Consider the following 26,434-nt stretch of genomic DNA (forward strand, 5'->3'; position numbering starts at 1 on the left):
GGAGTGATCATGCAAAGAGAAACCGCCCCGTTCCGTGCCGATACCGTTGGCAGCTTCCTCCGTCCCGCCGCGATTAAACAGGCGCGCGAACAGTTTGCGGCCGGCGAGATTGATGCGGCAGCGCTGCGTCAGGTCGAAGATGCGGCCATCCGTGATGTGGTGGCTAAGCAGCGTGAGAACGGCCTGAAAGTCGTGACTGACGGTGAGTTTCGTCGCGGCTGGTGGCACTTCGATTTTTTCTACGGCCTGGACGGCGTCGAGAGCTATGAAGCGGAGCAGGGCATTCAGTTCAATGGCGTGCAGACCAAAGCGCACGGTGTGAAAGTGGTGAGCAAGCTCGGCTTTCCGGCCGATCACCCAATGCTGGACCATTTCCGCTTCCTGCAGAGCATTGCCGGTGATGCGGTGCCGAAGATGACCATTCCCAGCCCCAGCGTGCTGCACTTCCGTGGCGGTCGCAAAGTGATCGACGCGGAGGTCTATCCCGATCTGGCGGACTATTTCGACGATCTGGCGCAGACCTACAAACAGGCGATTCAGGCGTTTTACGCGGCGGGCTGTCGCTATCTGCAGCTGGATGACACCGTCTGGGCTTACCTCTGCTCGGAAGATCAGAAGCGGGATATCCGGGCGCGTGGTGACGATCCGGCGCAGCTGGCGCAGACCTATGCCCGGGTGCTGAACAAAGCGCTGGAGGATAAACCGGCCGATCTGACCGTGGGTCTGCATGTCTGTCGCGGTAATTTCCGCTCAACCTGGATCTCAGAGGGCGGTTACGGACCGGTCGCTGAGATCCTGTTCGGCAGCGTCAACGTAGATGCTTTCTTCCTGGAGTATGACAATGCCCGTTCCGGTGGCTTCGAGCCCCTGCGCTTTATCAAGCCCGGTCATCAGCAGGTGGTGCTGGGGCTGATCACCACGAAAGTGGGAGAGCTGGAAGATCCGGCGCAGGTGAAATCCCGGCTGGAAGAGGCGGCGCAGTTTGTGAGTCTGGAGCAGATCTGCCTCAGTCCGCAGTGCGGCTTTGCGTCGACCGAAGAGGGCAACAGCCTCAGCGAAGCCGAGCAGTGGCAGAAGATTCGACTGGTTGTCGATATCGCGAAACAGGTCTGGTAAGGCTGTAACGTTGTGCAGACAGGCGCGTAAAACGCGCCTTTTGTGTATCTGCCGGTGCGTTTATGCGGATATTTCCCACCGTCTGTCTGTTTTTCAGGCACATCATCTTGTGTGCCTGTGCCAAAAATCAACGCTATCCTCTGTCATTCGAAAAAATGGCGGGATAAGCTTCTGGTTTTCCGATCCCGTATTGCCTTTCTCCGCTATAAACGTTTTACTTAGCGCCGTTGTCGATCCATCCCTCTGTGAACAGAATAAAAGCAGCTCAAATCACCTGCACTTTTCCCTGCGACGAGCATAATGCGCTGAGACACTCAGTCAGGTCGCGGCTTATATGCAGCGAGGGGGACAACACAAACCCAACTTCCACCGCAACATCAGTGACAGGCCGTATGACACATCGTTTAACTTCGAAGGACATTCTCGCGCTGGGCTTTATGACATTCGCCCTGTTTGTTGGCGCGGGCAACATCATTTTCCCTCCTATGGTGGGTATTCAGTCTGGCGAACACGTCTGGACTGCAGCCATCGGATTTCTGCTTACCGCTGTCGGTCTGCCCGTGATGACCGTGATCGCGCTGGCCCGTGTCGGCGGCGGCGTGGATGCGCTCAGCAGCCCGATCGGCAAGGTGGCGGGCATCGTGCTGGCCACCGTCTGCTATCTGGCGGTCGGGCCGCTGTTTGCCACCCCGCGAACTGCGACGGTCTCGTTTGAGATGGGCATCGCCCCCCTGACCGGTGAAGGCGCGCTGCCGCTGTTTATCTACAGCCTGATCTACTTTGTGCTGGTGATTGGCGTGTCGCTCTATCCCGGCAAGCTGCTCGACACGGTAGGGCACTTCCTGGCCCCCCTGAAAATCGTTGCGCTGACCATACTGGGCGTCGCCGCGCTGTTGTGGCCGGCAGGCGGGACGATCACGGCTACGGCTGATTATCAGCGTGCGGCCTTCTCCAGCGGTTTCGTTAACGGTTACCTGACCATGGATACCCTGGGCGCGCTGGTGTTTGGCATCGTGATTGTTAACGCCGCCCGTTCGCGTGGCGTGGACAATGCCGCACTGCTGACCCGCTATACCGTACTGGCAGGACTGATTGCCGGTCTGGGCCTGACGCTGGTCTACCTCTGCCTGTTTAAACTGGGGGCGGGCAGCGGCGCGCTGGTGGATCAAAACGCTAACGGCGCAGCGATTCTGCACGCCTATGTTCAGCACACCTTTGGCAACATGGGCAGCTTCTTCCTGGCCGCTTTGATCTTCGTCGCCTGCATGGTGACCGCGGTGGGCCTGACCTGTGCCTGTGCGGAATTTTTTGCGCAATACCTGCCGTTATCGTATAAAACGCTGGTGTTTATTCTGGGTCTGTTCTCTATGGTGGTGTCGAATCTCGGCCTGAGCCACCTGATTCAGATCTCCATCCCGGTACTGACGGCGATCTATCCGCCCTGTATCGTGCTGGTGGTGCTGAGTTTCACCCTCAACTGGTGGAACAAGAGCAGCCGGATTATCGCGCCTGCAATGCTGGTAAGCCTGCTGTTTGGTATTGTCGATGCGATTAAAACGACCGGGTTTAAAGATTTGCTGCCGGCTTTCAGCCAGCATCTGCCGCTGGCCGACCAGGGTCTCGCCTGGCTGCCGCCGTCGCTGGTGATGCTGTTGATTGCCGCTGTGGTTGATCGGGTGAAAGGGCCTGAACAGGTGACGGCTCACTCGTAACAGTCAGCACGGTTTTTTCTTTAACCACGGGCTTGCCCGTGGTTTTTTCATTTCACAGGTACAGGTTGTTATGCAAGAAACCAATAAGCTCAAACGCGGACTGAGCACGCGCCACATCCGCTTTATGGCGCTGGGATCGGCGATTGGCACCGGGCTCTTTTACGGTTCCGCTGACGCGATTAAAATGGCCGGGCCGAGCGTGCTGCTCGCCTATATCATCGGCGGGGCAGTGGCTTACATCATCATGCGCGCGCTGGGTGAGATGTCGGTCAATAATCCTCAGGCCAGCTCCTTCTCCCGTTACGCCCAGGACTACCTGGGGCCGATGGCCGGATACATCACCGGCTGGACCTACTGTTTTGAAATCCTGATTGTGGCGATTGCCGATGTGACGGCGTTTGGCATCTATATGGGCGTCTGGTTCCCGGAGGTGCCGCACTGGATCTGGGTGCTGAGCGTGGTGCTGATCATCGGGGCGGTTAACCTGATGAGCGTCAGGGTGTTTGGCGAGGTGGAGTTCTGGTTCTCCTTCTTCAAGGTCGCCACCATTATCGTGATGATTCTGGCCGGTTTCGGCATGATTATCTGGGGGATTGGCAACGGCGGCCAGCCAACCGGTATCCATAACCTCTGGACCAACGGCGGCTTCTTCGCTCACGGCGTGGTCGGCATGCTGCTGTCGCTGCAGATGGTGATGTTCGCCTACGGCGGCATCGAAATCATCGGCATCACCGCCGGGGAAGCGAAAGAGCCGGAGAAGTCGATTCCGCGCGCAATCAACTCGGTGCCATGGCGCATTCTGGTCTTTTACGTCGGCACACTGTTTGTGATTATGTCGATCTACCCGTGGAACCAGGTGGGGACGTCGGGCAGCCCGTTTGTGCTGACCTTCCAGCATCTGGGGATCGCTGCAGCCGCCTCGATTCTCAACTTCGTGGTGCTGACCGCGTCACTTTCCGCGATTAACAGCGATGTCTTTGGCGTGGGCCGTATGCTGCACGGCATGGCGCAGCAGGGCCATGCGCCGAAGGTCTTCATGAAGGTTTCCGCACGCGGCATTCCGTGGGTGACGGTCGTGGTGATGATGTTCGCCATGCTGATCGCGGTCTATCTCAACTACCTGATGCCAGAGAAAGTCTTCCTGGTGATCGCCTCGCTGGCGACCTTTGCTACGGTGTGGGTCTGGATCATGATCCTGCTGTCGCAGATCGCGTTCCGCCGCAAAATTGGCAAAGAGGCGGCCGGTAAGCTGCTGTTCGCCTTGCCGGGCGGCAGCTGGACCGCTGGCGTCGGCGTCGCCTTCCTCTGCTTTATTATCGGCCTGATTGGTTATTTCCCCGATACCCGCATTTCACTCTACGTGGGTATGGTGTGGATTGTGCTGCTGCTGCTGGGCTATAAGCTGGTGCGCAAGCCACGCTAATCTTCCGTTCTGCTCTCCCGATTCACGGGGGAGCAGAACCGGCAATCTCCCGCCTTCATTCTCTTTTCCTCCCGCCTTAATTTCTCAAAGGATGCGCAGTCAGCGCAGAATAAAAGTATTTCCCGGCAGACGGCGTCAGACAGGCCTGAATGGCCAGAGAAGGGGAGGGTAAAAGGAAATAAAAAACGGCGAAACCAGTCGCCGAAAGAATCTAAATATTACAGGAAAAAATGTATAAAGGGATGATTGACGGGGCTATCGTAAAACAAAACGCGGGGCGCTGAAAGCCAGCCGGATTCAATTAAGAAAAGGGCGGAATAACGCTAATTAACAGGGATTAACATTATTCAGACCGCGTTTTTGTTGCGGCCTGAATATGATTAGCCACAGACTCAGGGCAATATAACGGAAACCGGCAGCGTAGCGCTGTTGTCGATGTTTTTCTGCAGGTGTGTCAGCGTGGATTGATAAGGGCAGAGCAGGCCCACACTGGTATCCCTGCAGCCAGGCTGATGCCACGCCTGATGTAATAACGGGTGTTTTTCATCAACCGGCTGCAGCCGGCGGAGATCATCCAGGCTTTGCGCCTGAAAGTAGATCTGCAAAAAACGTTCCCCGCTTTGCGTGTCGCGCCAGCGCTCCAGCACCAGACTGCCGCCCGGCGGAATATTCCCGCGTGAATAGCCTGGCAACGTCCAGTCAAAGCCCATCAGCGTGCGGACCATGGCAATATTGGTGTCATGCGCCACCAGAATTAACCAGCGGGTCGGCGACGTGTCGGAGCCAATCGCCTGCAGCATTGTGCTGAGCAGGATCGAGCCACGCCGCTGGGCCAGATAAAGGATATCGTTACTGAGGTCGTAGTTTGCGGTCAGCAGTGGCAGCAGCGAGGTGATCTGCGCCGCCGAGGTGATGTGTCCCCAGGCGAGCTGATCAGACGGCAGATTTTCGCTGTAGCCCAGGCGCAGCGTCTCCACCATGCTGGCCATCGCGCTCAGCCCCTCAACGTAACTGCCGCCGTTGCGGGTCTGTCTGAACTGCCAGGGGCGATCGAAGAACGTGCAGCGGGACGCAGGCGGGCAGACCGCCGCTCTGAGCTGCTGAATTGCCGGTTGCAGCTGCTTTTGCCGCTGTGCCAGATCGCCTGCCTTCTGCTGCTTAGCCGCCAGCGCCCGGGCGGGATCGATGTGGGTGAGCGGCAGTTTGTCGCTCTGAAACAGGGGATCGACCTCGCCCGCGACGTGATGCACCGGCACGCCGCAGCCGGGAAAGGCGCCGTCAGTCAGTGCCGCCGCGGTGGCGCGGGTGCGCTGCAACGGACTGGCCCGCACATAGACCTGCGCCGCATCGGGGCAGCCCGCCGCCAGCAGGCCGAGCTGGCGATAGTGATCGCCCTGCCAGCGGCCCTTATTCACGACCGCGCTGTAGCCATGTCCGGTCAGCTCCCCATCGGCGGTGGTCCACACCGTCCAGGATTGCGCACTGGCCGCCTCAATCTCTTTGCGGTTTCCCGGCGTCGGTGGTCGCACGCCGTGGCGGCTCAGCTCGACCACCTTCTCCAGCTGATACTCAGCCGCCTGTGACGTCGTGCTCAGCAGACAGAGAGCGGCGAGAATAAGCGCGCACCGACGCAGCCGTAACCGGATCATCTACTCATCCAGAGCGGGATTACCCGTCAGCGCTTTAATCTGTGGATAGAGGGCCGCATTGGCCAGCAGAACCGGATTACCGTTTTTCAGCCCGTCGTTACGCAGGTAGTCGTTGGTGACGCCGCCCGCTTCGCGCATCAGGACAATGCCCGGCAGACTATCCCAGGGATGCATGTGCGCTTCGTAATAGCCTATCAGGCGTCCAGCAGCAGCCCAAGCGCTGGTCAGCGCGCCGGACCCCACCCGAATAAACATGCCACCCTGCTCAATCAGGCCGGTGATGAGGCGCGAGACGCTTTCGCCGCCGTTGCGGCTGGAGTTGCTGATACCCAGCAGTCCCTCGTTAAGCCGCTCTGCCGCATGGACCTGCAGGCGGCTTTCGTTAAGCCACGCCCCATGGTTTTTGCGGGCATGAAACAGCTCCTGATGATTGGGGTCGCAGATCACGCCGATCACCGGTTCGCCCTCGCAGACCACCGCCAGCGACACGCACCAGTTAGGCAGGCCGTTGACGAAGCAGGCGGTGCCGTCGATGGGATCGATGACCCAGACAAAAGGGGCGCCCTGAACCTCGCCACCGCTCTCTTCGCCATAGACGGCATCGTCAGGAAAACGTTCAGCGATTAATGTTTTAAGCAGCGCTTCCACGTTGCGGTCAGCCTCGCTCACCACATCCTGTAAATCCCTTTTGTGTTCCACCACCAGTGTCTGACGCTGCTGATACCATGACAGGGCCCGGCTGCCCGCCGCACGGGCGATGTCGCAGGCGTAACGGTAACGCGCGTCAATTTCAGATTGCGAAGCGGATGACATCTTTTCCTCTTATGATTTTGTGCCATAACGAACGGAAGGCGCGCCTGAACAGGCGGTCTGGCTGTGCTGTTAACGTAACTATTGTTAAGAAAGGCTTCATTAAGCCGCAGTTAGCGGGCAATGGCAAGATGGCGCAGGGGCGGACGACGGGCTTTTTCAGCGGGCAGGCGCCTGCGCCCGCCCGGCGCGGCAGCAGAGGATCGGGTTTTACAGGGTGCGGCTGGTCGCCAGCGCCATTAAACGCGGATAAAAAACAAAAAACAGCGCTTCCAGCTGATCGTAGTGTTCAGTGAAATCCTGATAGGAGTCGCGCAGTGCCGCCAGACGCGGACGGCGGCTGGCCATGCCGTGGAGAACCCGCTCCAGCCGCGCGGGCTGGGCATAATGCTCAAACCAGCGCTCGCGCCACATCACCGCGTTAAGTTCCTGAAAATCGACCGGCGTCTCCGCGAGGTGCGGCACGATTTCGCGCTCGGCGGCGGCAGAAAACTGCGCCAGCGTCTGGCCGGGCATGAACTGCTGCCAGTGACGGGCCAGAAAATGGTCCCAGATGACGTCCAGCGTAATCGGGGCCACGCGATAGGTTTCAGCACGGAACAGCTGACGGGCGCTGCGCACTTCCGGCAGCGTGTCGGTCATGACGTCAAGACGCCGGTGCATGAGAATGCCGTCTGCGACAGGCGCAGACCAGTGCTGGTGCGGGTTACCCCGCACAAAGTCAGCCATTAGATTGCCGAGCAGGGAGCTGTCGGCCAGCTGAGCCAGATGGAGATGAGCAAGAAAGTTCATGCCGCATTATAGGCTGAACTGCCTTTGCGCAGCCAGCTGTTCAGAATTGGTCGATTTTCCGCTAAACTGTGCCGCCTGTTTTTGCCTGAGAAAGAACACTTCAATGCGTGTCGCCGATTTTGCTTTTGAATTGCCCGAATCCCTGATTGCTCACTATCCCCAGGCGCAGCGCAGCGGCTGCCGTCTGCTGTCGCTCGACGGTCCCAGCGGCGCACTGACGCACGGGGTCTTTACCGACGTGCTGGATAAGCTGAATCCAGGCGATCTGCTGGTGTTCAACAATACCCGTGTGATCCCGGCGCGCGTCTTTGGCCGCAAAGCCAGCGGCGGCAAAATCGAGATGCTGGTCGAGCGGATGCTCGACGACAAGCGTGTGCTGGCACATGTGCGCGCCTCAAAAGCGCCGAAGCCGGGTGCAGCGCTGCTGCTGGGCGAAGATGAGAGCGTGAAAGCGACCATGGTGGCCCGCCACGATGCGCTGTTTGAGATTGAATTTGATGATGAGCGCGCGGTGCTCGATATCCTGAACAGCGTGGGCCATATGCCTCTGCCGCCCTATATCGATCGGCCGGACGAAGAGGCCGACCGCGAGCTTTATCAGACCGTCTACAGCGCCCGTCCGGGGGCCGTCGCGGCACCCACAGCCGGTCTGCATTTTGATGAGCCGCTGTTGCAGGCGCTGAAAGAGAAGGGCATTGAGATGGCGTTTGTGACGCTGCATGTCGGGGCGGGAACCTTCCAGCCGGTGCGTGTCGAAACCATTGAAGAGCATCACATGCACGCGGAATATGCCGAAGTACCGCAGGAGGTGGTTGATGCGGTGCTGGCCTGCAAGGCGCGCGGCAATAAGGTGGTTGCGGTGGGCACCACCTCCGTCCGGTCGCTGGAGAGCGCAGCCAAAGCGAGCCAGGATGCCCTGATCGCGCCATTCTTCGACGATACCCAGATTTTTATCTATCCGGGCTATGAGTATCAGGTGATCGACGCGCTCATCACCAACTTCCATCTGCCTGAATCGACCCTGATTATGCTGGTCTCGGCCTTCGCCGGGTATCAGCACACCATGGCCGCGTACCGCGCAGCCGTGGCTGAGCAATATCGTTTCTTCAGTTATGGCGACGCGATGTTTATCAGCAAAAATCCGCAGGCGCCGCTGGAAAAAGTGGGCGACTGATTTATCAACCGATAGCCGGAATCGCGCTCTGCGTGACAGAAGGCTATCTGCATCGGACTGTTTCTCCGATGGAGGCTTTGTGAAATTTGAACTTGATACCACAGACGGGCGCGCACGCCGTGGCCGTCTGATTTTTGATCGCGGCGTGGTGGAAACCCCGGCGTTTATGCCCGTTGGCACCTATGGCACCGTCAAAGGCATGACGCCGGAAGAGGTACAGGATACCGGCGCGCAGATCATTCTGGGGAATACCTTCCATCTCTGGCTGCGTCCGGGTCAGGAGATCATGAAACTGCACGGCGATCTGCATGACTTTATGCAGTGGAAAGGGCCGATTCTGACCGACTCCGGTGGCTTCCAGGTCTTCAGCCTGGGCGACATCCGTAAAATCACCGAAGCGGGCGTGCATTTCCGTAACCCGATCAACGGCGATCCGATCTTCCTCGATCCGGAAAAATCGATGGAAATTCAGTATGACCTCGGTTCCGACATCGTGATGATTTTCGATGAGTGTACGCCTTATCCGGCGGACTGGGACTATGCCAAACGTTCAATGGAGATGTCGCTGCGCTGGGCACGACGCAGCCGTGACCGTTTTGACAGCCTCGGCAACAAAAATGCACTGTTTGGCATTATCCAGGGCTCGGTTTACGAAGATTTACGAGATGTCTCGGTTAAAGGTCTGGTAGAGATTGGCTTTGATGGGTACGCTGTGGGCGGCCTGGCGGTGGGTGAACCTAAGCAGGACATGCACCGTATTCTTGAGCACGTCTGTCCGCAGCTTCCGCAGGATAAACCCCGTTATCTGATGGGCGTTGGCAAACCTGAAGATCTGGTTGAGGGCGTCCGTCGCGGCGTCGATATGTTCGACTGCGTGATGCCAACCCGTAATGCGCGCAATGGTCATCTGTTTGTGACCGAGGGCGTGGTGAAGATCCGCAACGCCCGCTACAAAGATGACACTGCGCCACTGGATGCGGAGTGTGACTGTTACACCTGTCGCAATTATAGCCGGGCCTACTTGTATCATCTCGACCGTTGTAACGAAATACTGGGCGCGCGTCTGAATACTATCCACAATTTGCGCTACTACCAGCGTCTGATGGCTGGTTTACGCCAGGCTATCGAAGAGGGTAGATTAGAGCGCTTTGTAACTGAGTTTTACCAACGGACGGGTAAAGAAGTTCCGCCTTTAACGTCTGACAATTCATCAATGAGGGAAATTTAATGAGCTTATTCATTTCTGACGCCGTGGCCGCAGCAGGCGCACCGTCTCAGGGAAGTCCGTATTCTCTGGTGATCATGCTGGTGGTGTTTGGTCTGATTTTCTATTTCATGATCCTGCGTCCGCAGCAGAAACGTGCGAAAGAGCACAAGAAGCTGATGGATTCCATCTCAAAGGGCGATGAAGTGTTGACCAGCGGTGGCCTGGTCGGTCGCGTCACAAAAGTCTCTGACACGGGCTACGTCGCTATCGCGCTGAATGACACCAACGAAGTGGTCATTAAACGTGATTTCGTTGCCGCCGTGCTGCCTAAAGGCACCATTAAGGCGCTGTAATTCTTTCTTCCCTAAGGGAACTGCCGTGTTAAACCGTTATCCTTTGTGGAAGTATGTGATGCTGGTCGTCGTGATTATCGTCGGCCTGCTCTATGCGCTTCCCAACCTCTATGGTGAGGATCCGGCCGTTCAAATCACTGGTGCGCGCGGAAGCGCCGCCAGTGAGCAGACGCTGGATCAGATTCAGTCCGCATTAAAACAGGACAATATCCAGAGCAAATCTGTTGCGCTGGAAAATGGTGCGATTACCGCGCGCTTCGCCAATACGGATGTGCAGTTACGCGCCCGTGAAGCGATCATGAAAGCGCTGGGTGAAGACTACGTCGTGGCGCTGAACCTCGCGCCTGCCACGCCTCGCTGGCTGACCATGCTGTCAGCAGAACCGATGAAACTCGGTCTCGACCTGCGTGGCGGCGTGCATTTCCTGATGGAAGTGGACATGGACACCGCACTCAGCAAACTGCAGGAGCAGAATGCTGATACGCTGCGTAGCGACCTGCGCGCCAAAAATATCCCCTATACCAACGTCAATAAAATCGCGAACTACGGTGTGGAAATTCGTTTCCGTGACGCCGCCAGCCGCGATGCGGCGATTTCCTGGCTCTCTTCCCGTCATCAGGATCTGGTGATCAACAGCAGCGGCAGCGATGCGCTGCGTGCCACCATGAGCGATGCCCGTCTCAGCGAAGCGCGTGAATATGCGGTTCAGCAGAACATCACGATTCTGCGTAACCGTGTGAACCAGCTGGGCGTGGCGGAACCGCTGGTTCAGCGTCAGGGTTCCGATCGCATCGTGGTGGAACTGCCAGGGATTCAGGACACGGCGCGTGCCAAAGAGATTCTGGGTGCGACCGCAACCCTGGAATTCCGTCTGGTGAACACCACCGTGGATCCGAGCGCAGCCGCCAGTGGCCGTGTGCCGGGTGACTCCGAAGTCAAAAAGATGCGTGACGGCCAGCCGGTCGTGCTCTACAAGCGGGTGATTCTGACCGGTGACCACATCACCGACTCGACCTCCAGCATGGATGAGTACAACCAGCCTCAGGTGAACATTTCACTGGATGGCGCAGGCGGAAACATCATGTCGAACTTCACCAAGGACAACATCGGTAAACCGATGGCGACCCTGTTTGTGGAGTACAAAGACAGCGGTAAGAAAGATGCCAATGGCCGTTCCATTCTGGTGAAGCAGGAAGAGGTGATTAACGTCGCCAATATCCAGTCTCGCCTGGGGAACAGCTTCCGCATTACCGGTATCAACAATCCGAACGAAGCGCGTCAGCTGTCGCTGCTGCTGCGTGCCGGTGCGTTGATTGCGCCAATCCAGATCGTGGAAGAGCGCACTATCGGACCGACCATGGGTCAGCAAAACATTACTCAGGGTCTGGAAGCCTGCCTCTGGGGTCTGCTCGCGTCGATCCTGTTCATGGTGGTGTTCTACAAGAAGTTTGGTCTGATTGCGACCAGTGCGCTGCTGGTAAACCTGGTGCTGATTGTCGGCATCATGTCCCTGCTGCCGGGCGCGACCCTGACCATGCCGGGTATTGCCGGTATCGTGTTAACCCTGGCGGTGGCAGTTGATGCCAACGTACTGATTAACGAACGTATTAAAGAAGAGCTGCGCAACGGGCGCTCGGTTCAGCAGGCAATCCATGAGGGCTACAAAGGCGCCTTCTCCAGTATTGTCGATGCGAACGTGACCACCCTGATCAAAGTGATCATTCTTTACGCGGTCGGCACCGGTTCGATCAAAGGCTTTGCGATTACCACCGCTATCGGTATCGCGACCTCAATGTTCACCGCGATTATCGGTACCCGTGCCATTGTTAACCTGGTTTACGGTGGCAAACGCATCAACAAGCTGTCTATCTGAGGAGTGCGTTGTGGCACAGGAATATAACATTGAGCAGTTGAACCACGGGCGTAAAGTCGTCGACTTTATGCGCTGGGATACGCTGGCCTTCATCATTTCGGGACTGCTGATCGTCGCTGCGATTGCGATCGTGGGCGTGCGCGGTTTTAACTGGGGCCTCGATTTCACCGGCGGTACCGTGATTGAGATTGCGCTGGAAAAACCTGCCGACCTCGACACGCTGCGCAGCGATCTGGTGAAAGCGGGCTTTGACGAGCCGCTGGTGCAGAACTTTGGCAGCAGCCGTGACGTCATGGTGCGTATGGCACCGGTTACCGGTCCGGCAGGCACCGAAATAGGCAATAAAGTGGTGTCGGTGATTAACCAGACCACCCAGCAGAACGCGACCGTTAAGCGCATTGAGTTCGTAGGCCCGAGCGTGGGCAGCGACCTGGCGCAGGCGGGGGCGATGGCGCTGTTGTCTGCACTGATTGCGATTCTGATCTATATCGGTTTCCGCTTTGAGTGGCGTCTGGCACTGGGCACCGTGCTGGCACTGGCGCATGACGTTATCATCACCTGCGGTCTGCTGGCGCTGTTCCGTATTGAAATCGACCTGACGATTGTTGCCTCACTGATGTCAGTGATTGGCTACTCGCTTAACGACAAAATCGTGGTCTCTGACCGTATTCGTGAAAACTTCCGCAAGATCCGTCGCGGCAGCGCTTACGATATTACCAACGTGTCCCTGACCCAGACCTTAAGCCGTACGCTGATTACCTCGCTGACCACACTGGCGATGATCCTCATCCTCTTCATCTTTGGTGGTGCGCTGCTGAAAGGCTTCTCACTGACCATGCTGATTGGTGTGACGATCGGTACGATTTCATCCATTTATGTCTCTTCGGCGCTGGCGCTGAAGCTGGGCATGAAGCGTGAACATATGCTGGTGCAGAAGGTTGAGAAAGAGGGCGCAGATCAGCCTTCTATCCTGCCGTAATCGCAAGACAGAAATGAAAACGGGCAGCCCTGGGGCTGCCCGTTTTTTTTGCGCCGGCCGTCAGGGTAATGCCGGTGCAGCAGGTGGGGTCTGGGTCGGCACGTTGCCGGTCACGTTATGCACGCGGACGTAGCCAATCTGCTCCGGTGTCAGACCGCTGAGGCGCAGCGGGACGGTGACCGAATGCTGCGGCAGCAGGGAGGCAGGCACGGTGATGGTCTGACTCAGCGTGTCATTGCCGAGCGGTTTGCCGCTGGCGGGATCGAGCTCACCCCAGATTACCGTGGCGTTCAGCGCAGGCAACGGCTGTTCATCCATCGAACGCACCGTGAGGGTAGCCCGCGAGCCGCTCGCTTCAGCCGTGACGGGCGACAGCGTCAGTCGCAGCGTACCGAGCCGGGTCTGTAACGCCACGGGCGTATTGGCCTGTGGCAGCAGCCATGCTCCCTGCTGCGACTGGCTGTTCAGCTGCCCCTGAATCTCCAGCGCACTGGCTTGCGAGGTCAGGTGCTGCATCTGATGATTAAGCTGATTCACTTCCTGATGCAGCTCTCTGACCTGCGGTGTGCTGGCGGTGCTGCTGCATCCGCTCAGCGTTACCAGAGAGAGCGCCACCGGAACCCAAACCATCCTGTTCATAAGTTATCCTTGTCCGTTATTTCGGGATGCGTAACACCTGACCAGGGTAGATCTTATCAGGGTGTGACAGCATCGGTTTGTTCGCTTCGAAAATCTTATTGTACTCATTGGCGTTGCCGTAGACCTGTTTCGAGATAGCGCTCAGCGTATCGCCTTTTTTCACCGTGTAGAGTTCGGACTCCGCTGCGCTGTCGGTGACGGTAACCTTGTCTTCCACTTTGGTGATGCCCGCGACGTTGCCCGCTGCGATCAGAATCTTCTCTTTCAGCTCCTGAGAGAGGCCATCGCCGGTCACCGTGACGGTATCGCCATTCACTTTGACATCAACCTTGTCGCTGTCGGGTAATCCCAGTTTGTTGATGTGCTCCTGCAGCTTTTTATTCTGGTCATCACCGCCATGCACGGCATCCCACAATTTTTCACCCGCTTCTTTCACAAAGTTAAACAGACCCATACAACCTCCAGTGTGTTAGTGGAAAATTTCAATTGCAGCCCTTAAAGCGTAGTCCCTTTTGCTGCAGACGAAATTTAGCATCGTTTATCCTGAGAGGTGAATCCTCTGAAAGGCACGAAGAGATTTTGTTGATTCGCAGTTCGCGCTACACTGTCTGACCCATCACTCTCGCGTCAGGAAACGTCATGCATTGCCCATTCTGCTCCGCTGTGGACACCAAAGTGATTGATTCTCGTCTGGTTAGTGAAGGCTCTTCGGTGCGCCGCCGCCGCCAGTGTCTGATGTGCCATGAGCGCTTTACCACCTTTGAGGTGGCAGAACTGGTGATGCCTCGCGTGGTGAAAAGCAATGACGTGCGCGAACCCTTCAATGAAGACAAAATGGCCAGCGGGATGATGAAGGCGCTGGAAAAGCGTCCGGTCAGCGCCGACGCGGTGGAAAGCGCCGTGAACCATATCAAAACCCAGTTGCGTGCCACGGGTGAACGGGAGATCCCCAGTAAGCTGATTGGCAACCTGGTGATGGATGAGCTGAAAAAACTCGATAAGGTGGCCTACATCCGCTTCGCCTCGGTTTACCGCAGCTTTGAAGATATCCGGGATTTTGGCGAAGAGATCGCCCGTTTACAGGATTAAAGTATGGATGAACGCTATATGGCGCGCGCGCTGGAGCTGGCGCGACGCGGCCGTTTTACCACCATGCCCAACCCCAACGTCGGCTGCGTTATCGTACGCGATGGTGAGGTCGTGGGGGAGGGGTGGCACCAGCGCGCCGGAGAACCCCATGCGGAAGTCCACGCGCTGCGTATGGCAGGCGAAAAAGCGCGCGGTGCTACCGCCTATGTGACGCTGGAGCCGTGCAGTCATCATGGCCGTACGCCTCCCTGCTGTGATGCCCTGATCGCCGCCGGTGTGAAGCGGGTCGTGGCCGCGATGCAGGACCCGAATCCACAGGTCGCCGGTCGCGGGCTGCACCGCCTGCAGCAGGCGGGCATTGAGGTCAGCCACGGTCTGATGATGCCGGAAGCGGAGGCGCTGAATCGCGGCTTCCTCAAGCGGATGCGCACCGGGTTTCCCTGGATTCAGCTCAAACTGGGCGCGTCACTGGATGGCCGGACCGCCATGGCCAGCGGCGAAAGTCAGTGGATTACCTCTGCGGCTGCACGTCGTGATGTGCAGCGTCTGCGGGCGCAAAGTGCGGCTATCCTGAGCAGTAGCGCAACCGTGCTGGCGGACGATCCCTCCCTGACGGTGCGCTGGTCCGAACTCAGTGCGGACAGCCAGGCGTTGCTGGATGAGCAGCAGCTGCGTCAGCCGGTGCGGGTGATTATCGACAGCCAGAATCGCGTTACGTCCGGGCATCGCCTGATTTCGCAGCCGGGAGAAACCTGGCTGATGCGCCATCAGCCGGATCAGCAGAGCTGGCCCGCAGGCGTAACGCAAATTGCCGTTCCGCAGCGCGAGCATCAGCTGGATCTGGTGGCGATGATGATGCTGCTGGGTCAGCGCCAGATCAACAGCGTCTGGGTTGAAGCGGGCGCCACACTGGCGGGTGCGCTGCTGCAGGCGGGACTGGCCGATGAGCTGATCGTCTACGTGGCACCTAAGCTGTTAGGTGATGAAGGCCGCGGCCTGTGTCACCTGCCCGGACTCAGTCAGCTGGCTGACGCGCCTGCCTTTCGTTTCAGCGATGTCCGTCAGGTCGGAGACGATTTACGCCTGACCCTGACGCCGCAATAACACGGGCGGAAAAGCGAGAGCACGCCGCCGAAGAGTATGATAGAATCCGCCCCCCTGCGCGGGGCTAAATAAACCCCTGAAAGGATAAGTATGAAAGTTATCGAAGCTGCTGTTGCAACGCCTGAGGCCAGTGTTGCCATCGTTATCGCGCGTTTTAACAACTTCATTAATGACAGCCTGCTGGAGGGTGCAATTGATGCCCTGAAACGTATCGGCCAGGTCAAAGATGACAATATCACCGTAGTCTGGGTTCCCGGCGCCTACGAACTGCCTCTGGCAGCTCGCGCGCTGGCTAACGCCGGCAAATATGATGCGATTATCGCCCTCGGCACCGTGATTCGTGGTGGCACTGCCCACTTCGAATATGTGGCGGGTGAAGCCAGCTCCGGTATCGCCAGCGTCGCCATTAACAGCGATATTCCTGTCGCGTTTGGCGTGCTGACAACCGAAAGCATCGAGCAGGCCATTGAACGTGCCGGTACCAAAGCCGGTAACAAAGGTGCGGAAGCCGCACTGACCGCGCTCGAAATGATCAACGTATTGAAAGCCATTAAAGCCTGATTTTTGTAAGGGGAATTTTGTGAAACCTGCTGCTCGTCGTCGCGCCCGTGAGTGCGCTGTTCAGGCGCTTTACTCCTGGCAGTTGTCGAATAACGACATTGCCGATGTGGAATACCAGTTTCTGGCGGAACAGGACGTCAAAGACGTCGACATTACCTATTTCCGCGAACTGCTGTCCGGTGTGGCGACCAACAGTGCGTATCTGGATGGACTGATGAAGCCCTACCTGTCGCGTCAGCTTGAAGAGCTGGGCCAGGTAGAAAAAGCGATCCTGCGCATCTCACTGTATGAGCTGAGCAAACGTGATGATGTGCCCTATAAAGTGGCCATCAACGAAGGGATTGAGCTGGCGAAAGTCTTCGGCGCTGAAGACAGTCATAAATTTGTTAACGGCGTGCTGGATAAAGCCGGTCCACAGATTCGACCCCATCGCAAATAAACAAAAAGGCCGGCTTGCCGGCCTTTTTTCATAGAGGGTTAAGCGGAACGTAATTATGTCTTGTGGTGAATTTGAACTCATCGCACGCTACTTCAACCGCAGAACACGCAGCCGCCGTGATGTCGAACTCGGCATCGGTGACGATTGTGCGTTACTGAGCGTGCCGGAAAAACAGACGCTGGCGATCAGCACCGATACCCTGGTTGCCGGTGTGCACTTCTTACGGGATATCCATCCCGCCGATCTTGGCTACAAAGCCCTGGCTGTTAATCTCAGCGACCTCGCCGCTATGGGCGCCGATCCCGCGTGGCTGACGCTGGCCCTGACGCTGCCGCAGGTCGATGAGAGCTGGCTGTCGGCGTTCAGTGAGAGCCTGTTTGAGCTGCTGGAGTATTACGATATGCAGCTGGTGGGCGGTGACACCACGCGCGGCCCGCTGAGCCTGACGCTGGCGATTCACGGTCTGGTGCCGCAGGGCCGGGCACTGAAACGCTCCGGCGCGAAGCCGGGTGACTGGATCTACGTGACCGGCACGCTGGGTGACAGCGCGGCGGGCCTGGCGCTGCTGCAGCATCACTGCCGCATCAGCGATCCGGCGGTGCATGAGGCGCTGATCAAACGCCATCTGCGCCCCATGCCGCGCATTCTGCAGGGACAGGCCCTGCGTGCGCTGGCCTCCTCTGCGGTAGACCTCTCTGACGGCCTGATTTCCGATCTCGGTCACGTGCTGAAAGCCAGCGGCTGTGGCGCACGGCTTAATCTTGATGCTCTGCCGCTTTCTGGCGCGCTGCGTGACCATTTCGACCCCGAGCAGGTTCTGCGCTGGGCGCTGAGTGGGGGAGAGGATTATGAGCTCTGCTTCACCGTGCCGGAGGTGAATCGCGGCGCGCTGGATGTGGCGCTGGGTCATCTGGGCGTGCCCTACACCTGCATCGGTCAGATAGCACCGGAGTCGGAAGGCTTAACGCTGCTGGATAATGGCAAGCCCGCCACCTTCCGCCATAAAGGATTTGATCACTTTGATACGAAATAACGATGTGGCCAAAGGCCGCCTGCGGATGAGCAATCCCTGGCATCTGCTGGCGACCGGTTTTGGCAGCGGGTTAAGCCCGGTGGTGCCTGGCACCATGGGATCGCTGGCGGCGATCCCGTTCTGGTGGCTGATGACGTTTCTGCCGCAGGACCTCTATTCGCTGGTCGTGCTGGTCGGCATCTGCGTCGGCGTTTACCTCTGTCATCGCACCGCCAAAGATATGGGCGTTCACGATCATGGCAGTATTGTCTGGGATGAGTTTATCGGCATGTGGATTACGCTGATGGCGATTCCGGTCAACAGCTGGCAGTGGGTGCTCGGGGGATTTGTACTGTTCCGTATTCTGGATATGTGGAAACCCTGGCCGATTCGCTGGTTTGACCGCAACGTGCACGGTGGCATGGGCATTATGGTCGATGACATCATTGCCGGGGTCATTTCGGCTGCCATGCTGTATGGCATCGGAGTCTGGCTGGCGGGCTGATCCGCTCACCCGCGATAAGATGACGCCCTTGCCGGGCGTCATCTGATGGGGTTATTCGAATCCCACCGCCTGATGCGGCTGATAGACCTCTTCCAGCAGGGTAATCTCGTCGTCACTCAGTGTGACATCCACCGCCTTCACCAGATCCGCAAACTGCTCAGCACGCGACGCGCCGATGATTGGCGCCGTGACGGCAGGTTTGCTCAGCAGCCAGGCCAGGGCGACCTGTGCCCGCGTCACGCCTTTACTCTCTGCCACCTGCGCCAGACGCTGCGCAATGGCGGCATCATTCTCTTCGGTGGTGGCATAGAGCTTCGCCATGACCTGATCAGAGGTGGAGCGAGCGGTGTTTTCACCCCATGGGCGGGTCAGCTTACCGCGCGCCAGCGGGCTCCAGGGCAGCACGGCGATCTGCTCTTTCTGACAGAGCGGATGCATTTCACGCTCCTCTTCACGCTGAATCAGATTGTACTGATCCTGCATGCTGACAAAGCGATGCCAGCCCTGTTGCGACTGCATCTGCAACGCCTGTGCAAACTGGCTGGCGTGCATGGATGAAGCCCCGATGTAGCGCGCTTTGCCCGACTGTACGACATCATGCAGCGCTTCCAGCGTCTCTTCCAGCGGCGTCTCGTAATCCCAGCGGTGAATCTGCAGCAGATCGACATACTCCATGCCGAGGCGCTGCAGGCTGTCATCAATGGATTGCAGGATATTTTTGCGCGACAGACCCTGTGAGAGGTTGCTCAGGGGGAAATAGACTTTGGTGGCGACCACAATCTCTTCACGGCGCGCAAAATCTTTCAGCGCCCGTCCCAGAATCTCTTCACTGCTGCCGTCCGAATAGCTGTTGGCCGTGTCGAAGAAGTTGATCCCTGCGTTCAGCGCCTGCTGGATCAGCGGACGGCTGCTCGCTTCAGGCAGCGTCCAGGCGTGGTTGCCGCGCGTCGGCTCGCCATAGGTCATGCAGCCCAGACAGAGGCGCGAAACCTGAAGGTCGGTGGTTCCCAGTTGAATCAGTTTCATGGTGGAGGCTCCTGCGAAAGTGCAAAGGTTTCAGCATAGCAGGGCGTTGCGCTCCCCGGAGGGAGCGCAGAGAGGAGAGGTTACTGCGCCAGCCAGCGGGTGATCTGCTGCTGGATACCTTCGGCGTCCAGCAGGTAGTCATGGCGCACTTCTTCCTGTGTGCCCTGCGGGATAAATTCATCGGGCAGACCGATATTGAGAACCGGCACAGCCAGGCGTTTCGCCATGACGAACTCATTGACGCCGCTGCCTGCACCGCCCTTGATTGCGCCTTCTTCCAGCGTAATCAGTGACGTGTGGGTGGCGGCCAGTTCAGCAATCAGCGCCTCATCCAGCGGCTTCACAAAGCGCATATCGACCAGGGTCGCATTCAGCGCTTCCGCCGCAGCGGCCGCTTCCGGCAGCAGCGTACCGAAGTTCAGAATCGCCAGTTCTTCACCCTGACGTTTCACCACGGCTTTGCCCAGCGGCAGGCTCTGTAGCGGTGCCAGTGGGGTGCCAACGCCGGTGCCGCGCGGATAACGCACGGCGCTCGGCCCGTCCTGATAGTGATAGCCGGTGTAGAGCATCTGACGGCACTCATTTTCGTCGCTGGGCGTCATGATCACCATCTCCGGCACACAGCGCAGATAGGCGAGATCAAATGCGCCCTGGTGAGTCTGACCGTCCGCGCCGACTATACCACCGCGATCGATAGCAAACAGGACCGGCAGTTTCTGGATAGCGACGTCATGGATCAGCTGATCGTAGGCGCGCTGCAGGAAGGTGGAATAGATGGCCACGATCGGCTTATAACCGCCAATCGCCATACCGGCGGCGAAGGTCACCGCGTGCTGCTCGGCGATCGCCACATCAAAATATTGCTGCGGGAACTCACGGGAGAAGGTCACCATGCCGGAGCCTTCACGCATCGCCGGGGTAATCGCCATCAGCTTCGGATCGTCGGCGGCCATTTCGCACAGCCAGTTGCCGAAGATTTTAGAGTAGCTCGGCAGACCTTCGGCACTTTTCGGCAGTTCGCCAATGGCCGGATCGAATTTAGGGACGGCGTGCCAGGCAATCGGATCTTCCTCTGCCGGGGCGTAGCCTTTCCCTTTCTTCGTCATGATATGCAGGAACTGCGGCCCTTTCAGGTTGCGCATGTTACTCAGCGTATTGACCAGCGTCAGGACATCGTGGCCATCAACCGGACCGATGTAGTTGAAGCCTAACTCTTCAAACAGCGTTCCCGGCACCACCATGCCTTTGAGGTGCTCTTCCGTACGCTTAACCAGCTCTTTAATCGGGGGCAGGTTAGTCAGTACGCGCTTACTGCCTTCACGCAGTCGCGCGTAGGTTTTACCTGACAGGATCTGCGCCAGACGGTTATTCAGCGCGCCGACGTTTTCGGAAATCGACATCTCATTGTCATTGAGGATCACCAGCATGTCCGGTTTGATATCACCGGCATGGTTCATCGCTTCAAACGCCATGCCTGCGGTGATAGCCCCATCGCCGATAATACAGGCGGTGCGACGACCCTGACCTTCGCGTTCTGCCGCCGCGGCCATGCCCAGACCGGCACTGATGGAGGTCGACGAGTGACCGACGCTCAGCACGTCATATTCACTTTCGCCGCGCCACGGGAACGGATGCACGCCGTTTTTCTGACGGATGGTGCCGATGCGATCGCGGCGACCGGTCAGAATTTTATGCGGATAAGCCTGATGACCCACATCCCACACCAGATGGTCAAAAGGAGTGTTGTAGACATAATGCAGCGCGACAGTCAGTTCGACAACGCCCAGACCCGATGCAAAATGGCCGCTGGAGCGGCTCACGCTGTCTAACAGATACTGACGCAGTTCATCACACAGTGCAGGCAGCTTCTCTTTCGGCAGGGCACGCAGCTCCTGAACCGTGTTTGCCAGCGCCAGTGTCGGGTATTTAGCAATATCAAAACTCATCAGAGACTCATTATGGAAGTTATTTGTCGCGTTCAATTATGAAGCTCGCCAGCGCCTGCAGTGCTGTGGTGTTATAGGAGTGCGCAGCGAGCAATTCCAGAGCATCAAGGGCTTCCTGATACAAATCCCGCGCTTTGGCACGGGCATTTTCTAAGCCTAACAGTGAAGGATAGGTGCTTTTGCCCAGTTGCTGATCGGCACCCTGACGTTTTCCGATAACGGCGGTGTCACCCACCACGTCCAGGATGTCGTCCTGCACCTGAAACGCGAGACCGATAGCCTCAGCATAGCGGTCGAGCAGCGGCAGGGCTTCACGGCCCGCATCGCCTGCGGTAAAAGCACCTAAGCGGACGGCTGAGCGGATCAGCGCGCCCGTTTTGTGGCGATGGATCTGCTCCAGCTGATCGAGATCCACCGATTTACCCTCTGCCGCCAGATCAAGCGCCTGACCGCCGCACATGCCGGCCACGCCGCTGGCGTTTGCCAGTTCAGAGATCATCCGCAGCCGGTACTCCGCGCTGACACCCGGCATGGCTGCGTCAGTCAGAATTGAGAAGGCCAGCGTCTGCAGGGCATCGCCTGCCAGTATCGCCGTATCTTCGCCATATTTAATGTGACAGGTCGGCTGCCCGCGACGCAGTGCATCGTCATCCATCGCAGGGAGATCGTCATGAATCAGAGAGTACGCATGAATGCATTCAACCGCGGCGGCGGGCGCATCCAGACTCGCCGGGTCGGCGCGGAGCATCTCACCGGTCGCGTAGACCAGAAAAGGGCGCAGGCGTTTACCGCCCAATAATGCCCCATAATGCATGGCATTAACCAGAGGAGAACTCTGAAAAGGAAGTGGCGCTATAAAACGCGTCAGCGCGGCGTTGACCTGCTGCTGATACGCGTCGAGTAATCGGACAAAATCCATTAGTCATTTTCCGGCGTGAAAGCAGTGAGGTCGGCGTTTTTATCGTCGTTCAGCAGAATACGGACACGCTGTTCAGCCTGCTGCAGCGTCTGCTGGCCTGTCCGCGCCAGCTGCACGCCGCGCTCAAACTCGTTCAGGGCTTCTTCCAGCGGCAGTTCACCACTTTCCAGACGGCTGACAATCTGCTCCAGCTGCTGCAATGACGTTTCGAAGCTGGCTGGCTGTTCGGCTTTTTTCGGCATATTTCGTGTCGACTCACGGTTGGGACATTATCTCGCAATCGGTCATGGTAGCTGAGACCCTATGATTAGCAAAATAATCAATGCGGCAGCTGATGAAGAAGCAGTCACCTGACAAAGGTGATATACTCCCGCGCCTCGGATGCGGTTGCGCCTTGCAGCCCGCAATTTTGTGATTTTACCAGCTAAGTGCTGCCTCTTTTAGCACTTATTTGCCCAACGAAGCTGTGTCGCCATGAAGTTTATCATCAAGTTATTTCCTGAAATCACCATCAAGAGTCAGTCGGTGCGTTTGCGCTTTATCAAGATTCTTGCCAGCAATATCCGTAACGTCCTGAAAACCGTCAGCGACGACATCGCCGTTGTGCGTTACTGGGATCACATTGAAGTGCGCTCAAAAAACGACGCGCTGCGGGACATTATTCCCGATGAACTGACGCGCATTCCGGGGATTCATCACGTTTTAGCGGTTGAAGATCGCGAGTACACCGATATTCATCACATCTTCGAACAGACCTTAGCGCAGTATCGCGACAGCCTCGAAGGAAAGAGCTTCTGCGTTCGGGTTAAACGTCGTGGTAAGCATAGCTTCAGTTCGCAGGATGTGGAGCGCTATGTGGGCGGCGGGCTGAACCAGCACATCGAAAGCGCCCGTGTGCAGCTTAAAAACCCGGAGGTAACGGTTAATCTCGAAGTGGACGAGAATCAGCTGACGCTGGTGACCGCACGCTATGAGGGGCTGGGCGGTTTCCCAATCGGCACACAGGAAGATGTGCTGTCGCTGATTTCCGGTGGCTTTGACTCCGGCGTCTCCAGCTACATGCTGCTGCGCCGCGGCAGCCGCGTACACTACTGCTTCTTTAATCTTGGCGGCGCCGCCCATGAGATTGGCGTCCGTCAGGTCGCGCACTATCTCTGGAACCGCTTTGGCCGTTCGCACCGGGTGCGTTTTGTGGCGATCAATTTTGAGCCGGTCGTCGGTGAGATCCTGGAAAAAGTGGATGACGGTCAGATGGGCGTGGTGCTGAAGCGCATGATGGTGCGTGCCGCTTCCCGCGTGGCTGAGCGTTACGGCGTACAGGCGCTGGTCACCGGTGAAGCGGTCGGGCAGGTATCGAGCCAGACGCTGACCAACCTGCGTCTGATTGATAACGCCTCCGATACGCTGATTCTGCGTCCGCTGATCTCTCACGACAAAGAGCACATCATCAAAGTCGCCCGGGAGATCGGCACCGAAGATTTTGCCAGTACCATGCCGGAATATTGTGGGGTGATTTCCAAAAGCCCGACAGTGAAGGCGGTGAAAGCGAAGATCGAGGCAGAAGAGCAGAATTTCGACTTCACGATTCTGGATCGCGTGGTGGAAGAGGCGACCAATGTCGATATCCGCACCATCGCTGAGCAGACAGAAGAGGAGGTGGTGGAAGTTGAAACCGTCGCGCTGCTGAGTGAAAACGACGTGGTGCTGGATATCCGCGCCATCGACGAGCAGGAAGAGAATCCGCTTGAGCTGAAGGCCACGGAGGTGAAATCACTGCCGTTCTACAAACTCAGCACGCAGTTTGGCGATCTCGATCAGAACCGCACCTGGCTGCTTTACTGCGATCGCGGCGTGATGAGCCGTCTGCAGGCCCTCTATCTGCATGAGCAGGGCTTTAAGAACGTGAAAGTCTACCGCCCGTAGTGCTGGCTTACGGTCAGTCAGACCCTGTCGGGGTCTGACTGATGAACCTGATCACGCCTGATAGTCATAAATGCCGGGTGCCAGCACCAGCTGGGCGGCAACGTCGCGCGCCATTTCTTTTCCCACCAGCAGATCGATCAGCTTCAGCGCAAAATCCATGGCCGTGCCGGGTGCCTGGCTGGTGAGCAGTTTTACCCGCGGGTCCCAGACGACGCGGCGCTCCATCCATTTTTCCGCCGGAATGGTCTCTTTTAAGCCGGGAAAGCCGGTCATGTTTCCGACAGGGAACAGATCGTGGGGAACCAGCACCGTACCTGCCGCCGCGCAAATCGCCGCAACGATTTTATCACTGAGATGAAACTGACGCACCGTTTCGACCAGCAGCGGGCTGTCACGGAAGGTCTCCGCGCCTTTCAGGCCACCGGGCAGGACGATGGCGGCGAAATCGTTGTCGGCGACCTCGACCAGCGGGGCGTCAGCCAGCAGGCGGACACCGCGTGAGCAGACGATCTCCCGGCTGCCATCGCTTTCGACGCTGGCGGTGACGACGTTCAGCCCGGCACGAACCAGCAGGTCGATGGTGGTGACGGCTTCGATCTCTTCACTGCCATGTGCCAGGCAAACCAGCACCGATGCGTTCGCGGTCATAATGGGACTCCTTGCGTTTTACAATGTCATACAGACGGGTGTTCTCCGACAGCACCAGGCCGTGCGTCCGGGCGCGGCGCAGTAAAAAGCCGCTGATGTAGTCGATTTCGGTGAGCCGCTGCGCACGGATATCCTGCAGCATGGAAGAGGTGTTCGCCGCCGTGCTTTCAATCACGTCGAAGATAATATCCTGCAGGCTTTCGCTGGCTACGTTCTGACCTTCACGCTCCATGACCCAGCTGATCTCTTCGCATAACTGCGCAATCTGTTCCGGATACGCACGCAGCGCGCCGTTCTGGCACTCATATTCCACGCTGAGCGGGTTGATCACGCAGTTCACCGCTAGCTTGCGCCAGCAGGCCGCACGGATGTTGTCATGCCAGGCGACATCGGGCAGAGCATGGTGCAGGATGTCGGCCAGATCGCTGTAAGCAGCGCTTTTGCGGTTACCGGGGCCGATGTGGGTGATGCCGCTGGCGATATGTCTGATGACGGTGCCATCACGCATCGCGGCGTGCGTCGTGACGCCGCGCAGTAGCGGCTGAGTTAACCCTTTAAGCTCCTCCAGCGTGCCCATGCCGTTATGCAGCAGCAGCACCGGGCAGTTTTCCGGCAGAACGCTTTCCAGATTTTTCACGGCGGGCGATACCTGTGGCGCTTTTAGCGTAACCAGCAGCAGCTGGCTTTCCGCCAGAAACAGCGGATCGTTAGCGATGAAGGTGCGGTTGGCTATGTTGCCTTCCGGGTCGACGACATTGGCCGAGCAATAGGGCTGCGGCACCCGCAACCATCCCTGCACCTCGTGTCCCTGACGGGCGAGCGCTGTCAGCCAGACCTGACCCAGAGCACCGCACCCTAACACGGTAATTTTCATACTGCCTCCCGCTGGCGGGCTATCCATTTATTATTTACTGTCACACCATGAGTATAGCGTCGTGCACAGCCTGATTTTATTTAGCACCGTAAGACGCGTATTATGCATGTCACTTTAGCGTCAGGAGAAGAAGAGATGCCATCTTTCGATATCGTTTCAGAAGTCGATCTGCAGGAAATTCGCAATGCGGTGGAGAATGCCAACCGTGAGGTGTCTACCCGCTTCGATTTCCGCAACGTGAGCGCCGAGTTTGAGCTCAACGAAAAGAATGAAACCATTAAAATCACCAGCGAGTCTGATTTCCAGGTTAAACAGCTGGTCGATATTTTGCGTGAGAAGTTACTGAAGCGCGGGATTGAAGGCGGTGCCTTAGAGGTGCCGGAAGAGATTGAGCACAGCGGTAAAAGCTGGGCGGTCGATGCCAAACTGAAGAAGGGCATTGAGAGCGACGTAGCGAAGAAGCTGGTGAAGCTGATCAAAGACAGTAAGCTGAAAGTACAGACCCAGATTCAGGGTGAAGCGTTACGAGTGACCGGCAAAGCGCGCGATGATCTGCAGAGCGCAATGGCGATTGTGCGCGGCAGCAATCTTGGACAGCCGTTCCAGTTTAAAAACTTCCGCGATTAAGCGGGACAGGCTGTTTTTTGGGCCTGAAGGCAGT

The 26,434-nt window shown here is 57.7% G+C and carries 27 protein-coding genes; 16 read left to right on the top strand and 11 right to left on the bottom strand.

Translation table 11 applies throughout. The features are described 5' to 3' along the window. Positions 1–9 precede the first annotated feature (9 nt). From HFD97_RS00520 to proY, 3 genes are all read left to right on the top strand, one after another. Positions 10–1,116, top strand: a complete 1,107-nt coding sequence (locus HFD97_RS00520; protein WP_167431175.1) for a cobalamin-independent methionine synthase II family protein — start codon at positions 10–12, stop codon at positions 1,114–1,116. Positions 1,117–1,508: 392 nt separating this feature from the next. After that, complete coding sequence (gene brnQ, locus HFD97_RS00525) at positions 1,509–2,828, top strand: branched-chain amino acid transporter carrier protein BrnQ (RefSeq protein ID WP_009091772.1); 1,320 nt, start codon at positions 1,509–1,511, stop codon at positions 2,826–2,828. Between the two features lie 70 nt (positions 2,829–2,898). Next, entirely contained in the window at positions 2,899–4,251 is a 1,353-nt protein-coding gene (gene proY / locus HFD97_RS00530) for a proline-specific permease ProY (RefSeq protein WP_009091770.1), read from the top strand. 392 nt (positions 4,252–4,643) lie between these two features. On the opposite strand, the gene HFD97_RS00535 is transcribed toward proY, so the two are convergent. From HFD97_RS00535 to HFD97_RS00545, 3 genes are all read right to left on the bottom strand, one after another. Next, positions 4,644–5,900 carry a histidine-type phosphatase gene (locus tag HFD97_RS00535; RefSeq protein ID WP_167431174.1) on the bottom strand — a complete coding sequence of 419 codons (1,257 nt, stop codon included), beginning with the start codon at positions 5,898–5,900 and terminating at the stop codon, positions 4,644–4,646. Continuing rightward, positions 5,901–6,713 (bottom strand): inositol monophosphatase, encoded by an 813-nt coding sequence (locus HFD97_RS00540; protein ID WP_167431173.1) that lies wholly within the window; start codon positions 6,711–6,713, stop codon positions 5,901–5,903. Between the two features lie 207 nt (positions 6,714–6,920). Next, entirely contained in the window at positions 6,921–7,502 is a 582-nt protein-coding gene (locus tag HFD97_RS00545; protein ID WP_111208103.1) for an ACP phosphodiesterase, read from the bottom strand. A gap of 103 nt (positions 7,503–7,605) precedes the next feature. On the opposite strand from HFD97_RS00545, the gene queA reads away from it, so the two are divergent. The 5 genes from queA (at position 7,606) to secF (ending at position 13,088) form a co-directional block, all read left to right on the top strand. After that, positions 7,606–8,676, top strand: a complete 1,071-nt coding sequence (queA, locus tag HFD97_RS00550) for a tRNA preQ1(34) S-adenosylmethionine ribosyltransferase-isomerase QueA (protein WP_009091763.1) — start codon at positions 7,606–7,608, stop codon at positions 8,674–8,676. Positions 8,677–8,755: 79 nt separating this feature from the next. Next, entirely contained in the window at positions 8,756–9,904 is a 1,149-nt protein-coding gene (gene tgt, locus HFD97_RS00555) for a tRNA guanosine(34) transglycosylase Tgt (protein ID WP_009091761.1), read from the top strand. Then, on the top strand, positions 9,904–10,236 hold the full coding sequence (gene yajC / locus HFD97_RS00560) for a preprotein translocase subunit YajC (protein WP_009091760.1): 333 nt from the start codon (positions 9,904–9,906) through the stop codon (positions 10,234–10,236). The genes tgt and yajC overlap by 1 nt, the downstream gene beginning before the upstream one ends. 25 nt (positions 10,237–10,261) lie before the next feature. Then, positions 10,262–12,109: a protein translocase subunit SecD gene (gene secD, locus HFD97_RS00565; protein WP_009091758.1), complete on the top strand. Its 1,848-nt coding sequence runs from the start codon at positions 10,262–10,264 to the stop codon at positions 12,107–12,109. Positions 12,110–12,119: 10 nt separating this feature from the next. After that, positions 12,120–13,088: a protein translocase subunit SecF gene (secF, locus tag HFD97_RS00570; RefSeq protein ID WP_009091756.1), complete on the top strand. Its 969-nt coding sequence runs from the start codon at positions 12,120–12,122 to the stop codon at positions 13,086–13,088. Between the two features lie 60 nt (positions 13,089–13,148). On the opposite strand, the gene HFD97_RS00575 is transcribed toward secF, so the two are convergent. Together HFD97_RS00575 and lysM are read right to left on the bottom strand one after the other, a co-directional pair. Further along, positions 13,149–13,727 (bottom strand): DUF3251 domain-containing protein, encoded by a 579-nt coding sequence (locus HFD97_RS00575; protein ID WP_167431172.1) that lies wholly within the window; start codon positions 13,725–13,727, stop codon positions 13,149–13,151. A 16-nt stretch (positions 13,728–13,743) separates the two neighbouring features. Further along, complete coding sequence (gene lysM / locus HFD97_RS00580; protein ID WP_009091752.1) at positions 13,744–14,181, bottom strand: peptidoglycan-binding protein LysM; 438 nt, start codon at positions 14,179–14,181, stop codon at positions 13,744–13,746. A 185-nt stretch (positions 14,182–14,366) separates the two neighbouring features. Between lysM and nrdR the strand changes: the two genes are divergently transcribed. From nrdR to pgpA, 6 genes are all read left to right on the top strand, one after another. Next, positions 14,367–14,816 (top strand): transcriptional regulator NrdR, encoded by a 450-nt coding sequence (nrdR, locus tag HFD97_RS00585; RefSeq protein ID WP_009091750.1) that lies wholly within the window; start codon positions 14,367–14,369, stop codon positions 14,814–14,816. Between the two features lie 3 nt (positions 14,817–14,819). Next, a complete protein-coding gene (ribD, locus tag HFD97_RS00590; RefSeq protein WP_154928018.1) occupies positions 14,820–15,920 on the top strand; it encodes a bifunctional diaminohydroxyphosphoribosylaminopyrimidine deaminase/5-amino-6-(5-phosphoribosylamino)uracil reductase RibD in 1,101 nt (366 codons plus the stop codon). Positions 15,921–16,010: 90 nt separating this feature from the next. Then, positions 16,011–16,481: a 6,7-dimethyl-8-ribityllumazine synthase gene (ribE, locus tag HFD97_RS00595; protein ID WP_009091746.1), complete on the top strand. Its 471-nt coding sequence runs from the start codon at positions 16,011–16,013 to the stop codon at positions 16,479–16,481. Positions 16,482–16,500: 19 nt separating this feature from the next. Then, positions 16,501–16,920: a transcription antitermination factor NusB gene (nusB, locus tag HFD97_RS00600; protein WP_009091744.1), complete on the top strand. Its 420-nt coding sequence runs from the start codon at positions 16,501–16,503 to the stop codon at positions 16,918–16,920. Between the two features lie 55 nt (positions 16,921–16,975). Next, a complete protein-coding gene (gene thiL / locus HFD97_RS00605; RefSeq protein ID WP_046101351.1) occupies positions 16,976–17,953 on the top strand; it encodes a thiamine-phosphate kinase in 978 nt (325 codons plus the stop codon). Further along, positions 17,898–18,437, top strand: coding sequence for a phosphatidylglycerophosphatase A (gene pgpA / locus HFD97_RS00610; protein ID WP_072052699.1), 540 nt, complete (start codon positions 17,898–17,900; stop codon positions 18,435–18,437). The genes thiL and pgpA overlap by 56 nt, the downstream gene beginning before the upstream one ends. A 51-nt stretch (positions 18,438–18,488) precedes the next feature. Here pgpA and HFD97_RS00615 read toward each other — a convergent pair whose 3' ends face one another. The 4 genes from HFD97_RS00615 to xseB all read right to left on the bottom strand — a co-directional run bounded on the left by HFD97_RS00615 (position 18,489) and on the right by xseB (position 22,570). Further along, positions 18,489–19,463: an aldo/keto reductase gene (locus tag HFD97_RS00615; RefSeq protein WP_009091739.1), complete on the bottom strand. Its 975-nt coding sequence runs from the start codon at positions 19,461–19,463 to the stop codon at positions 18,489–18,491. Positions 19,464–19,543: 80 nt separating this feature from the next. Then, on the bottom strand, positions 19,544–21,409 hold the full coding sequence (gene dxs / locus HFD97_RS00620) for a 1-deoxy-D-xylulose-5-phosphate synthase (protein WP_167431171.1): 1,866 nt from the start codon (positions 21,407–21,409) through the stop codon (positions 19,544–19,546). Positions 21,410–21,428: 19 nt separating this feature from the next. Next, complete coding sequence (gene ispA, locus HFD97_RS00625) at positions 21,429–22,328, bottom strand: (2E,6E)-farnesyl diphosphate synthase (RefSeq protein ID WP_140028171.1); 900 nt, start codon at positions 22,326–22,328, stop codon at positions 21,429–21,431. Next, entirely contained in the window at positions 22,328–22,570 is a 243-nt protein-coding gene (gene xseB / locus HFD97_RS00630; protein WP_009091735.1) for an exodeoxyribonuclease VII small subunit, read from the bottom strand. Before xseB ends, ispA begins: the two co-directional genes overlap by 1 nt. Positions 22,571–22,802: 232 nt before the next feature. Here xseB and thiI point away from each other — a divergent pair, with 232 nt between their 5' ends. Continuing rightward, positions 22,803–24,251 carry a tRNA uracil 4-sulfurtransferase ThiI gene (gene thiI / locus HFD97_RS00635; RefSeq protein ID WP_009091733.1) on the top strand — a complete coding sequence of 483 codons (1,449 nt, stop codon included), beginning with the start codon at positions 22,803–22,805 and terminating at the stop codon, positions 24,249–24,251. 51 nt (positions 24,252–24,302) lie between these two features. Here thiI and yajL read toward each other — a convergent pair whose 3' ends face one another. After that, positions 24,303–24,899: a protein deglycase YajL gene (yajL, locus tag HFD97_RS00640; protein WP_167431170.1), complete on the bottom strand. Its 597-nt coding sequence runs from the start codon at positions 24,897–24,899 to the stop codon at positions 24,303–24,305. Continuing rightward, the gene (panE, locus tag HFD97_RS00645) at positions 24,853–25,773 is read right to left on the bottom strand and encodes a 2-dehydropantoate 2-reductase (protein ID WP_167431169.1); all 921 of its coding nucleotides are present in this window, start codon (positions 25,771–25,773) and stop codon (positions 24,853–24,855) included. The genes yajL and panE overlap by 47 nt, the downstream gene beginning before the upstream one ends. A gap of 135 nt (positions 25,774–25,908) precedes the next feature. Here panE and HFD97_RS00650 point away from each other — a divergent pair, with 135 nt between their 5' ends. Continuing rightward, positions 25,909–26,400, top strand: coding sequence for a YajQ family cyclic di-GMP-binding protein (locus HFD97_RS00650; RefSeq protein WP_009091726.1), 492 nt, complete (start codon positions 25,909–25,911; stop codon positions 26,398–26,400). Positions 26,401–26,434 lie beyond the last annotated feature (34 nt).

This window comes from Pantoea sp. EKM103V, assembly GCF_011800365.1.
GTDB lineage: Bacteria > Pseudomonadota > Gammaproteobacteria > Enterobacterales > Enterobacteriaceae > Pantoea > Pantoea anthophila.

Bases quoted from the DNA above. Each gene is read 5' to 3' on its own strand.
- HFD97_RS00520 (WP_167431175.1), top strand. From the start codon at position 10: ATGCAAAGAGAAACCGCCCCGTTCCGTGCCGATACCGTTGGCAGCTTC.
- brnQ (WP_009091772.1), top strand. From the start codon at position 1,509: ATGACACATCGTTTAACTTCGAAGGACATTCTCGCGCTGGGCTTTATG.
- proY (WP_009091770.1), top strand. From the start codon at position 2,899: ATGCAAGAAACCAATAAGCTCAAACGCGGACTGAGCACGCGCCACATC.
- HFD97_RS00535 (WP_167431174.1), bottom strand. From the start codon at position 5,900: ATGATCCGGTTACGGCTGCGTCGGTGCGCGCTTATTCTCGCCGCTCTC.
- HFD97_RS00540 (WP_167431173.1), bottom strand. From the start codon at position 6,713: ATGTCATCCGCTTCGCAATCTGAAATTGACGCGCGTTACCGTTACGCC.
- HFD97_RS00545 (WP_111208103.1), bottom strand. From the start codon at position 7,502: ATGAACTTTCTTGCTCATCTCCATCTGGCTCAGCTGGCCGACAGCTCC.
- queA (WP_009091763.1), top strand. From the start codon at position 7,606: ATGCGTGTCGCCGATTTTGCTTTTGAATTGCCCGAATCCCTGATTGCT.
- yajC (WP_009091760.1), top strand. From the start codon at position 9,904: ATGAGCTTATTCATTTCTGACGCCGTGGCCGCAGCAGGCGCACCGTCT.
- HFD97_RS00575 (WP_167431172.1), bottom strand. From the start codon at position 13,727: ATGAACAGGATGGTTTGGGTTCCGGTGGCGCTCTCTCTGGTAACGCTG.
- lysM (WP_009091752.1), bottom strand. From the start codon at position 14,181: ATGGGTCTGTTTAACTTTGTGAAAGAAGCGGGTGAAAAATTGTGGGAT.
- nrdR (WP_009091750.1), top strand. From the start codon at position 14,367: ATGCATTGCCCATTCTGCTCCGCTGTGGACACCAAAGTGATTGATTCT.
- ribD (WP_154928018.1), top strand. From the start codon at position 14,820: ATGGATGAACGCTATATGGCGCGCGCGCTGGAGCTGGCGCGACGCGGC.
- ribE (WP_009091746.1), top strand. From the start codon at position 16,011: ATGAAAGTTATCGAAGCTGCTGTTGCAACGCCTGAGGCCAGTGTTGCC.
- thiL (WP_046101351.1), top strand. From the start codon at position 16,976: ATGTCTTGTGGTGAATTTGAACTCATCGCACGCTACTTCAACCGCAGA.
- pgpA (WP_072052699.1), top strand. From the start codon at position 17,898: ATGGCAAGCCCGCCACCTTCCGCCATAAAGGATTTGATCACTTTGATA.
- HFD97_RS00615 (WP_009091739.1), bottom strand. From the start codon at position 19,463: ATGAAACTGATTCAACTGGGAACCACCGACCTTCAGGTTTCGCGCCTC.
- dxs (WP_167431171.1), bottom strand. From the start codon at position 21,409: ATGAGTTTTGATATTGCTAAATACCCGACACTGGCGCTGGCAAACACG.
- ispA (WP_140028171.1), bottom strand. From the start codon at position 22,328: ATGGATTTTGTCCGATTACTCGACGCGTATCAGCAGCAGGTCAACGCC.
- xseB (WP_009091735.1), bottom strand. From the start codon at position 22,570: ATGCCGAAAAAAGCCGAACAGCCAGCCAGCTTCGAAACGTCATTGCAG.
- thiI (WP_009091733.1), top strand. From the start codon at position 22,803: ATGAAGTTTATCATCAAGTTATTTCCTGAAATCACCATCAAGAGTCAG.
- yajL (WP_167431170.1), bottom strand. From the start codon at position 24,899: ATGACCGCGAACGCATCGGTGCTGGTTTGCCTGGCACATGGCAGTGAA.
- panE (WP_167431169.1), bottom strand. From the start codon at position 25,773: ATGAAAATTACCGTGTTAGGGTGCGGTGCTCTGGGTCAGGTCTGGCTG.
- HFD97_RS00650 (WP_009091726.1), top strand. From the start codon at position 25,909: ATGCCATCTTTCGATATCGTTTCAGAAGTCGATCTGCAGGAAATTCGC.